Raw genomic sequence first — 11,004 nt, 5'->3', positions numbered from 1 at the left:
CTTTTTGGGGTCAGATCAATGAGGGGCTTTTTCGTAAATTAAGACTAAAAAGTATATGATAATTATTAATCACATTGAAATAGAAACTGATACAGATGGTTATCTATTGGACCTCAACCAATGGAATAAAGATGTTGCCATTGAAATAGCAAAACAAGACAATCTGGAACTTACAGAAGCACACTGGGAAATAATCTATTTTGTTCGAGATTTTTACCAAGAATATAAAACTTCTCCAGCAATTAGAATGTTAGTTAAGGCGTTAGGGCAAAAGTTAGGAGCAGATAAAGGCAATAGTCGTTACTTACAACGTTTGTTTCCTGAAGGACCTGCAAAACAAGCTACAAAGTTAGCTGGTTTACCTAAACCTGCAAAATGCCTTTAATTTGATAATCATTATTATTTACAATAATTATAAAGTGTGGTACACTTTTTTAGCAAGTTTGTGTTCAACATTTATACATAGGAGAAATTATGTCACGTTTATTCGTTGTTATAAGTGTAATTTTAGGCTCAATTTTCAGTTTGCCAAGTTACGCTAAATTTAAAGTAGTTACTACTTTTACTGTTATTCAAGATATTGCACAAAATGTTGCTGGAGATGCTGCAGTTGTTGAATCTATCACTAAACCAGGTGCTGAAATTCATGATTATGAACCAACTCCAAAAGATATCGTAAAAGCTCAAAAAGCAGATCTTATTCTATGGAATGGTCTAAATCTTGAGCGTTGGTTTGAGCGTTTTTTCCAAGATCAAAAAGATACTCCAGCAGCGGTTGTGACCGCAGGAATAGAGCCAATATCTATCTCTGAAGGACCATATAAAGATGCACCAAATCCACATGCTTGGATGTCGCCATCTAATGCTCTGATTTATATTGAAAATATCAAACAAGCATTTATCAAATATGATCCTCAAAATGCTGAGACATACCGTAAAAATGCTGAAAATTATGCAAATAAAATCAAAGCCCTTGATCAACCATTACGCGAGAAATTATCTCAAGTTCCGGAAAATCAACGTTGGTTAGCAACAAGTGAAGGCGCATTTAGCTATTTGGCAAAAGATTATGGCTTTAAAGAAACATATTTATGGCCAATCAATGCTGAACAGCAAGGAACACCTCAACAAGTACGTCAGCTAATTGACCTTGTTCGTCAACACAATATCCCTGTGGTATTTAGTGAAAGTACAATTTCAGATAAGCCTGCTAAACAAGTTGCAAAAGAAAGTGGGGCAAAATACGGTGGCGTTCTTTATGTTGACTCTCTATCAGCTGCAAAAGGACCTGTTCCAACCTATATTGACTTACTTAAAGTAACTGTTACAACTATTGCTAAAGGATTTGAAAAATAAGATGCTATCCCCTACCCCAAGCTCGATTTACGCTAATGATATTACCGTTAGATATAATAATGGCCATACCGCCATACACAATGTCAGTTTTCAACTTAGTGGTGGAACAACTTGCGCATTAGTTGGTGTGAATGGGGGAGGGAAATCCACCTTATTTAAAAGTTTAATGGGACTAATTAAACCACAGCAGGGGAGTATTCTCCTCTGTGGTTTACCTATCAGGCTTTAAAGCAAAATCTAGTTTCTTATGTACCACAAAGTGAAGAAGTCGACTGGCAGTTTCCTGTTTCCGTTTATGATGTAGTTATGATGGGACGCTACGGCTATATGAACTTTTTGCGTATTCCAAAAGAAATCGATAAACAAAAAGTTCAAGAAGCAATGCGACGTGTTGATATTGAACACTTAGCTCACAGACAAATAGGCGAGCTTTCTGGCGGACAAAAAAAACGTGTTTTTTTGGCAAGAGCACTCGCTCAACAAAGTCAAATTATCTTACTCGATGAGCCTTTTACAGGTGTTGATGTAAAAACCGAGAATGCTATCGTAGATCTTCTTGGAGAATTACGAAATGAAGGGCATTTAATTCTAGTTTCAACCCATAATTTGGGTTCCGTTCCTGACTTCTGTGATCAAGTGGTAATGATCAACCGAACTGTATTAGCAAGCGGAAAAACAGAAGAAACATTTACGCAAGAAAATCTTGAACTTGTCTTTGGTGGTGTCCTACGCCATGTCAAACTTTTAGGACAAGATTTACATGATGATGAGGATAGCCGAGCAGTTACAGTTCTAACTGATGATGAGCGCCCTGCTATTTTCTATGGAGAAACCAAAAATGATCCTCCAGCAGCAATAGTCAAGAAATGTTGCATGGAGCTAGATTGCGAAGAGTCCAAACAGCAAGGCAAGGAAAAATAATAATGCTAGAGATTTTACTAGAGCCCTTTGCTTATGAATATATGATAAAAGCATTAATATTAAGCTCTGCTGTTGGCGGTATTTGTGCATTCTTATCCTCTTATTTAATGTTAAAAGGCTGGTCACTTATTGGTGATGCCCTTTCTCATTCTGTTGTACCCGGTGTAGCAATTGCCTATTCTCTTGCGCTTCCCTATTCTCTTGGAGCATTCTTTTCTGGAATCCTAGCTGCGCTAGCAATTTTATGGATTAAATCTATTACTAAACTACGAGAAGATTCTATCATTGGCTTTATCTTCACTACTTTTTTTGCTCTTGGTTTACTTATCATCTCCCTCAATCCAACATCAGTTAATGTACAAGATATTATTCTAGGCAATATCTTGGGGATTGCAGACGAGGATATATTCCAAGTTGCTATCATAATAGTCGTATGCCTTATTCTACTATTGTTATTCTGGAAAGATCTTTTACTCGTTTTCTTTGATGAAACCCAAGCAAGAGCGGTTGGTTTATCACCTATTTATTACAAAGTCCTTTTCTTTACTTTATTAAGTGCATGTGTGGTAGCTGCATTACAAACAGTAGGTGCAATTTTAGTTATCGCTATGGTTATTACTCCAGGTGCCACTGCTTATTTATTAACAGACAAATTCAAAAATTTAGTCAGTATTGCTGTAACTTTAGGTGTTATTACTAATGCTGTTGGAGTTTATCTAAGCTACTACCTAGACGGCGCTACTGGAGGTGTAATTGTTTGTTTACAAACCATTATTTTCTTACTGGCATTCGTATTTGCACCTAAATATGGTTTATTAAAGCGAGTTAATATAACTTCAGCAAAATCATAAAGGAACCTCATCATGACCACTTTACTAGATTGGGTAATTGAGCCCTTTTCCTATCCATTCATGCAAAATGCCTTATTAATGGCATTAATTGTTGCAATACTTTGTGCTGTTTTATCTTGCTATCTAATTCTTAAAAGTTGGGCACTTATGGGTGATGCTGTTTCTCATGCTGTCTTGCCTGGTATAGTTGTTGCTCACGTCACAGGAATATCATTATCAATAGGTGCTTTTTTTGCTGGAATTTTCTGTTCTTTAGGCATTGGCTATCTTAAAGAAAATAGCCGGATTAAAGAAGATACTGTAATGGGAATTGTATTTTCAGGTATGTTTGCATTTGGACTAGTATTATTTACTAAAGTTGATACTGACCAACATTTAACACATATTCTCTTCGGTAACTTATTGGGAATTTCTCGACAAGAACTAATCGAAACCTTTATTATTGCGGGCATAATTCTGACCATTATTTTGTTTAAACGAAAAGATTTCCTGCTCTATTGCTTTGACCCAAGCCATAACCGTGTTGCAGGCCAGTCACCAAAATTACTACATTACTCTCTTCTTATTTTACTTGCATTAACAATCATCACTGCTATGCAAGTAGTGGGGGTGATTTTAGTTGTTGCCATGTTAATTTCACCTGGAATAACTGCTTACACTTTAACACACCGATTTGATAATATGCTGATCATTGCAATTGCTATTTCAATTAGCACGAGTATTTTAGGAACCATTATTAGCTACCACATTGATGCCGCAACAGGACCTTGTATTATCTTGTTGCAAGCCTTTGTTTTCTTAATGGCTCTTACCTACACTAAATACAAAACAGCATAAAGTGCGGTCAGTATTTAATTGAAAAATCATTAAATTTATGCTCAGCCAAATAATCTTGTACTAAAACTTCTGTTACTTTGGCTGTTTTTGGACCTAAACGCAAGTAATCATAAAAATGGCTTATTTGCGTATCCTTTCCAACAGCAACAACATAAACACTTCCGTCAGGCATATTTTTAACATAACCTAATACTCCGATTTTTCTTGCCTCTCTCCAAGTAAAATAACGAAACCCCACACCTTGAACACGGCCATACACTGAAAATTGCATTTTCATCATCTCTATATCCTTTTTACTCTTTGATCACAAAAGTGGAAAAAAATCAAATAAACTGCATTTAACTATTCCCATTTTATTTAATTTGGAATAGCATATCGGATGCGCTTTCATTATGAGAAGCGGACAAATCTATATTATATTTCCTGGATAAATAGGAGCAATTATGAAATTTTCTTTTACTGCACTTGCAAGTGCAATGCTATTAACTAGCACAGCGGCATTTGCCGGTGTGGTTACAAGTTCATCAAACATAGATTTTTTAGCCATTGATGGACAAAAAGCGAACAAATCATTAATGAAATCTGCAAAATCTTTCAATATCAATGATAATGAAACTCACCAGGTTGTTGTTCGTGTGTCAGAGGTTGTTCGTAATGGTTCAGACCGTTCTCTATATGAATCAGAACCTATTGTTGTTACCTTCCAAGGTACGACTGAAGACATTGTTATATCTGCGCCTAAACTAGAAACTGAGCGTGACACTAATAACTTTAAAGATACGCCATCTATCATGGTAAAAACAAGCAGTGGACAGGCTCTTCCAGTAAAACAAGAAATTCTTAAACAAGAAGGTTTCTTACCTGGGCTGAATTTAATTGAAACATTATCTGAGTACAATTCTTCAGGCTCTACCGCTTCAGTATCTCGCTTAGCAACAAGTGCAATGCCTGCTGCAGTTCTAGGATTTGCTAAAGCACAAAAAGGTAAAGTTATTGTACAAGGTGAAAATGTTGCAGAACAGCAATTACAATATTGGTTCCAACAAGCCGATAAAGAAACCCAAACTCGTTTTCTTAATTGGGCTAAAAAACAAAAATAATTTGATCATTATATAATTATCTACGTTTTTTAACTCAAAAGTGGGCTTTAAGCTCACTTTTTTATTCAAGGTATAATTATGCAAACAACTTATCGTACATTAAAAAAAAATAAGAGAGTTGCACTTGTTGCACATGATCATTGTAAACAAGATTTAATAAATTGGTGTCAAACCAACCGCACTTTACTCGAACCTCACACTCTCTATGCAACTGGTACAACTGGCAACTTAATTAATCAATCCACAGGTTTAGAAATTAACAGTTTACTTAGTGGCCCAATGGGAGGGGATCAACAACTTGGTGGATTAATTGCAGAAGAAAATATCGACTTATTAATATTTTTCTGGGATCCAATGAATGCGGTTCCCCATGATCCTGATGTAAAAGCATTAATGCGAATTGCTACAGTATGGAATATTCCTGTCGCTATGAATATCGCTACAGCCGATTTTTTAATTAGTTCGCCTACATTTCAAGAAGAAATTAAAATCCGTATTCCAGACTACAAAGGATACCTAAAAGAGCGGTTAAAATAATAAAAATTTCTAAATATGGTTTCTTGGTTAAATGCAAAAGTAATAGCAGCTATCCCTATTTTTGTGGCAGTAAATATTGCTGCCTTATCTGTATGGCAATTAAATATATCTGAGCAAGCAATGCCACTGATTCTGGGGGTTATAGCTGGCGGACTAGTGGACTTAGATAATAGGCTAACAGGACGATTAAAAAATGTATTCTATACATTAATTGCGTTTTCTATCTCCTCCCTGTGTGTACAACTTACCTTAGGGCATGGAGTCGAGTTCTTGCTATTAATGACATTGCTTACTTTCATATTTACTATGGTTGGGGCTATTGGACAGAATTATAGTACTATTACTTTTGGAACCTTAGTTGTTGCCCTTTATACCACCTTAACTTATACACCAAATATCCCATGGTATATCAACCCAGTTCTAATTTTATTTGGCACATTGCTTTATAGTGTATGTACAGTTTTCGTCCATCTGATTTTTCCAAATCGTCCCGTACAAGAAAATATGGCAAAGGCTTTCCTTTCTTTAGCCGAATATTTAGATACAAAATCACTATTCTTTGATCCTGATGACATTGATCAATTAGAAAATAAACGTATTGCGCTTGCCATGAAAAATGGCAACCTAATAAATGCATTTAATGCTTGCCGAACTGCGTTATTTCATCGAATTCGTGGGCAACATCGACATGCTCGCACAACCAAAATGATCAAATATTATTTTGTAGCACAAGATATTCATGAACGAATTAATTCTAGCCATTTTAATTATCAGCAGCTGGCTGAACAGCTAAAAAATACTGACCTTATTTTCCGTATCCAACGTTTATTAGAGCTACAAGCACAATCTTGTCGCGAAATTGCAGATAGCTTGCAATATAACAAAATATACTCTTACAATCCTCGCCTTGAACAAGCGATTGTAGGGATTAATCAATCTTTTGAAATACATTATCAACATTGCCAATTAAATCAATTACAACAACTGGCAATTAAAACCCTCATTGAAAATCTACAATCAGTTGACTGGCAATTACGCTATATTGACCAAAATACAGAAAATTCAAATGAGCAATCTGAAGGAACGCAAATATATACGGATCAGGTTACTGGCTTAAAAAATATGTGGCATACAATTCGTAGTCATTTGACGTTTGAATCACAACTTTTTCGCCACGCTGTCCGTTTATCCATTGTTGTATTTATTAGTTGTAGCTTAGTTGAAATCTTCAATTTGCAATTAGGTTATTGGATTTTACTGACCGCAGTATTTGTGTGCCAGCCCAATTATTCTGCTACCAAATTAAGACTAAAACAGCGGATTATTGGCACAATTCTTGGGGTTATTGTGAGTACACTCTTGCCTTACATACACCCAACTTTAGAATTACAGCTAGGTCTAGTTGTCGCAACAAGTACATTATTCTTCTTTTTCCGTAGCAATAATTACAGCTATTCGACTTTCTTTATTACACTACAAGTGTTAATTAGCTTTAATATTATGGGATTCGATCTAAATAACGCTTTATTATCTCGTTTAGCAGATACCTTAATCGGCAGTTTAATTGCTTGGATTGCGGTTTCTTATCTATGGCCAGATTGGAAATATTTACAACTTGATAAAGTCATAAAACAAGCAATAAAAGCAGATGCGAAATATTTCTTGTATATCATTAGCCAACTATTATTTGGTAAAGGAGATCCGCTGAAATATCGTATTGCTAGACGTAAAGCGCATGAATATGCAACTGCATTAAGTACAACCCTATCAAATATGAATAGTGAGCCCAAGAAATACCAAGCTTACTTACAGGAAGGATTTGAGTTAGTTAAAATTAACTACTCTCTACTCAGCTATATTTCTGCTTTAGGTGCATATAGAAAAAATATGCAAAAAATTCAGCAAAGTGCGGTGTTTTTAGGCGAGTTTTACCCTATTGCAAAGAAATTGATCTATATTCTTGAACATGTTGAAACATTAGAACGAGATGTTTTTGAGAAACTATTACTGAATATCGAGTTTTCTTTAAAACAATTTAATGATGAACAGAGTGACCAACTGAAACAAAATGAAGTAGCAATTCCATTGCAACAGCTCAATCTTATTTACCAAATATTGCCCGCACTTTATACAAGTTTTCAACAAAATCAGATTACATGTAAAACTAATATCAACACATAATTTATACATCAAGCAATATCAAAATTGCAGCATCACCTCCCCATTCTCTTGGAGCCTGATGCAATGCCCTTACTCTAGGATGTTGCACTAACCAGCGAGGGATCTGTTGCTTTAAAGTATAAGTTCCATATCCAGTCATAATACAAGCACAATAAACATGCTCTTTTTCACAAGCATGGATAAGGCTTGCTAATTCCAGTTTTGCCTCCTCACGAGTTAAACCATGTAGATCTAAAAATAACTCTGGAAAAAAATCACCTCTACGTAATTGTTTTAATAAATAGCGATCTTCATTTTGTCGTAAATATTTCACCGCACTTTCTTCATTTAGCAAAGGCTCATATTCATCAGAAAAGAAAAATAACGTATCTTCTTTTTCACGTATCTCACGAGTTTCAATTTTGTCCTTTAACTTTCGATCACGAGAAGGAACAAATATATTTTGCTCAATCTTTTTTGTGCCTTGAATCTCACGATGAAATAACGCTATATCTTCATCATTTAACATATTCTTCCCTATTTTTAAATTTAACATTATGAATAACTGTGATATAACTACGCCGTTTATTTGATTAAGAGAATTAATATGAATACCATAAACCAATTTAACCAAGAGCTCGTAGAAAGCATTTTAGCAGATCAAGTTCATAACAACCTACACACAATACAAGATTTTCTAAGATGGACTTATAGTATTTTTAATCGCTCAGATATTTATTATGGGCACGGTTATGATAATGCTTGGGATGAGAGTCTTCAACTCGTCCTAAATGGTCTACAGCTTCCAATTGATTTCCCTGAGCAATTTTATAACTCAAAGCTAACGCAATCTGAAAAAGACTTACTCATTCAGCTAGTTATTGCAAGAATTGAACAGCGTTTACCTATTGCTTATTTGACTAATAGCGCTTGGTTTTGTGGACTGGAATTTTATGTTGATGAGAGAGTTATTGTCCCTCGCTCGCCAATTAGTGCCTTAATTATGGATAAATTCCAAGACTTAATTCAGCAAGAGCCAGCGAGAATTTTAGATCTTTGCACTGGCAGCGGCTGCATTGCTATTGCTTGTGCAGAACAATTTCCTCAGGCAGAAGTTGATGCTGTAGATTTATCTTTTGATGCGTTAAATGTGGCAGAGATCAATATTGAACGTCATAATCTTACTCATCGAGCATTTCCTATTCAATCTGATTTATTTAAAAATTTACCTGGTGATCAATATGATTTAATCGTCACAAACCCACCTTATGTCGATAAAGAAGATCTAAATGATATGCCAGAAGAATTTCATCATGAACCCGAAATGGCATTAGGTTCAGGGATTGACGGTCTTACTATAACCAAAGAAATTTTAGTTAATGCTGCAGATTATCTTACTGATGATGGAGTTTTGATTTGTGAAGTCGGAAATAGCATGGTTCACTTAATCGAACAATTCCCTGATGTGCCTTTCCAGTGGTTAGAATTAAAAAATGGTGGACTGGGCGTATTTGCTCTACATAAAACAGACCTACTAAAATATAGAAAATATTTCTGCTCATGATACAAAAAAAATGGTGAATAATAAATTATTCACCATTTATATTTCATAACTATACTCTGTTCAATAAGTGTTACTCAACAACCAAAGAACGACATGTATTGGTACCACCTGAAGTTAATTGATCTCCTTGAGTTAACAACACCAGATCACCCGGAACCAAATACCCATTATCTTTCAAATACTGTATTGCAGCTTTTAATCCCTCAACTGTACGACTATCTTGCTCAAAATGAACAGGAACTACTCCACGATATAGGGCACAGCGATTTAATGTCTCTTGATTACGGGATAATGCAAAAATAGGTAATCCAGAACTAATACGAGACATCAATTTTGCTGTATGTCCACTACTTGTCATTGCGATAATAGCAGCAACTCCTTTCATATGGTTTGCAGCAAACATGGTAGACATAGCAATAGTCTCTTCAATTGTATCAAACTGTTTGTCAGAACGATGACGAGAAACATTTATACTAGGCATTTTTTCTGCACCTAAACAAACTTTAGCCATTGCAGAAACCGTTTCAGCTGGATATTGACCTGCTGCTGTTTCAGCTGAAAGCATCACAGCATCAGTGCCATCCAATACAGCATTTGCAACATCCATAACCTCTGCACGAGTTGGCATAGGATTGCTAATCATAGACTCCATCATCTGTGTTGCTGTTATAACAACACGATTTAGCTGACGAGAACGACGAATTAATTTTTTCTGAACTCCAACTAATTCAGGATCACCAATTTCAACACCTAAATCACCACGAGCTACCATGATTACATCAGAAGCCAAAATTATATCGTCCATAGCCTCATCATCAACAACAGTTTCTGCTCTTTCAACTTTAGCAACAATTTTAGCTTGTAAACCTGCCGCTTCAGCTAACTCACGAGCATAATGTAAATCAGCACTTGAACGAGGGAAAGATACTGCAAGATAATCAACGCCTATACGTGCAGCTAAAATAATATCAGCTTTATCTTTCTCTGTTAAAGCATCAGCAGATAAACCACCACCTAATTTATTAATACCTTTGTTATTAGATAAAGGTCCTCCAACAGTAACCTCTGTAAATACTTTAGTTCCTTCTGTTGATAACACTTTCAACTGAACACGTCCATCATCCAATAACAAAATATCACCAGGAACAACATCATGTGGTAATGTTTTATAATCTAATCCTACAGCATGTTGGTTACCTTCGCCTTTTGGTAACTCTGCATCCAAAATAAATTTGTCACCTATATTTAAGAAGATTTTACCATCTTTAAAAGTTGATACTCGAATTTTAGGGCCTTGTAAATCACCTAAAATCGCAACAGTTTTACCCAGTTTTTTAGCAACTTCACGAACTTTTTCAGCACGATTGATGTGATCTTCAGGTGTTCCATGTGAGAAGTTCATTCGAACAACATTTGCGCCAGCAGCAATAATTTTTTCCAAATTATTGCCTCGATCCGTCGAGGGCCCCATAGTACATACGATTTTTGTTCTTCTTAATCTTCTAGACATTAGTTACTCCATTTAATTATTTTGAATTGAAAATATTCTTAAATTCTTTATTTAAAAAACTGAAACATTATACGCCTAAAATAAAATTAGATCGAGATCACATTTTGGAAAATTGCTTTTGTGATTAAATAATATAAGAGGAATTATTAGTGAAGTAAGTAGTGTTAG

Annotated in this window: 11 protein-coding genes and 1 pseudogene; 9 read left to right on the top strand and 3 right to left on the bottom strand. The window is 35.3% G+C overall.

Translation table 11 applies throughout. The features are described from left to right. Window positions 1-55 precede the first annotated feature (55 nt). The 5 genes and pseudogenes from B0186_RS11280 (at window position 56) to B0186_RS11260 (ending at window position 3,965) form a co-directional block, all read left to right on the top strand. Entirely contained in the window at window positions 56-385 is a 330-nt protein-coding gene (locus B0186_RS11280; protein ID WP_078219557.1) for a TusE/DsrC/DsvC family sulfur relay protein, read from the top strand. A gap of 89 nt (window positions 386-474) precedes the next feature. Further along, window positions 475-1,356: a metal ABC transporter substrate-binding protein gene (locus tag B0186_RS11275; RefSeq protein WP_078219555.1), complete on the top strand. Its 882-nt coding sequence runs from the start codon at window positions 475-477 to the stop codon at window positions 1,354-1,356. Between the two features lies 1 nt (window position 1,357). Further along, window positions 1,358-2,277, top strand: a pseudogene (locus B0186_RS11270) (ATP-binding cassette domain-containing protein). Between the two features lie 2 nt (window positions 2,278-2,279). Beyond that, window positions 2,280-3,128, top strand: coding sequence for a metal ABC transporter permease (locus tag B0186_RS11265; RefSeq protein WP_078219553.1), 849 nt, complete (start codon window positions 2,280-2,282; stop codon window positions 3,126-3,128). A 12-nt stretch (window positions 3,129-3,140) separates the two neighbouring features. Further along, window positions 3,141-3,965: a metal ABC transporter permease gene (locus B0186_RS11260; protein ID WP_078219552.1), complete on the top strand. Its 825-nt coding sequence runs from the start codon at window positions 3,141-3,143 to the stop codon at window positions 3,963-3,965. Window positions 3,966-3,972: 7 nt separating this feature from the next. Here B0186_RS11260 and B0186_RS11255 read toward each other — a convergent pair whose 3' ends face one another. Then, entirely contained in the window at window positions 3,973-4,245 is a 273-nt protein-coding gene (locus tag B0186_RS11255) for an acylphosphatase (RefSeq protein ID WP_078219550.1), read from the bottom strand. A gap of 163 nt (window positions 4,246-4,408) precedes the next feature. Here B0186_RS11255 and B0186_RS11250 point away from each other — a divergent pair, with 163 nt between their 5' ends. From B0186_RS11250 to yccS, 3 genes are all read left to right on the top strand, one after another. Next, window positions 4,409-5,065: a curli polymerization inhibitor CsgI-related protein gene (locus B0186_RS11250; RefSeq protein ID WP_078219549.1), complete on the top strand. Its 657-nt coding sequence runs from the start codon at window positions 4,409-4,411 to the stop codon at window positions 5,063-5,065. A gap of 78 nt (window positions 5,066-5,143) precedes the next feature. Further along, window positions 5,144-5,602 carry a methylglyoxal synthase gene (locus tag B0186_RS11245; protein ID WP_078219547.1) on the top strand — a complete coding sequence of 153 codons (459 nt, stop codon included), beginning with the start codon at window positions 5,144-5,146 and terminating at the stop codon, window positions 5,600-5,602. A 15-nt stretch (window positions 5,603-5,617) separates the two neighbouring features. Beyond that, entirely contained in the window at window positions 5,618-7,783 is a 2,166-nt protein-coding gene (gene yccS / locus B0186_RS11240; RefSeq protein WP_078219545.1) for a YccS family putative transporter, read from the top strand. Window position 7,784: 1 nt separating this feature from the next. Here the strand turns inward: yccS and smrB are convergent, their stop codons facing one another. Then, entirely contained in the window at window positions 7,785-8,291 is a 507-nt protein-coding gene (smrB, locus tag B0186_RS11235; RefSeq protein WP_078219542.1) for an endonuclease SmrB, read from the bottom strand. A gap of 78 nt (window positions 8,292-8,369) precedes the next feature. On the opposite strand from smrB, the gene prmB reads away from it, so the two are divergent. Next, complete coding sequence (prmB, locus tag B0186_RS11230; protein WP_078219540.1) at window positions 8,370-9,326, top strand: 50S ribosomal protein L3 N(5)-glutamine methyltransferase; 957 nt, start codon at window positions 8,370-8,372, stop codon at window positions 9,324-9,326. Between the two features lie 70 nt (window positions 9,327-9,396). On the opposite strand, the gene pyk is transcribed toward prmB, so the two are convergent. Beyond that, window positions 9,397-10,836: a pyruvate kinase gene (pyk, locus tag B0186_RS11225; protein WP_078219538.1), complete on the bottom strand. Its 1,440-nt coding sequence runs from the start codon at window positions 10,834-10,836 to the stop codon at window positions 9,397-9,399. Between the last annotated feature and the right edge of the window lie 168 nt (window positions 10,837-11,004).

It is taken from the genome of Canicola haemoglobinophilus, assembly GCF_002015075.1.
GTDB lineage: Bacteria > Pseudomonadota > Gammaproteobacteria > Enterobacterales > Pasteurellaceae > Canicola > Canicola haemoglobinophilus.
This window is presented reverse-complemented; position numbering and strand designations above follow the sequence as displayed.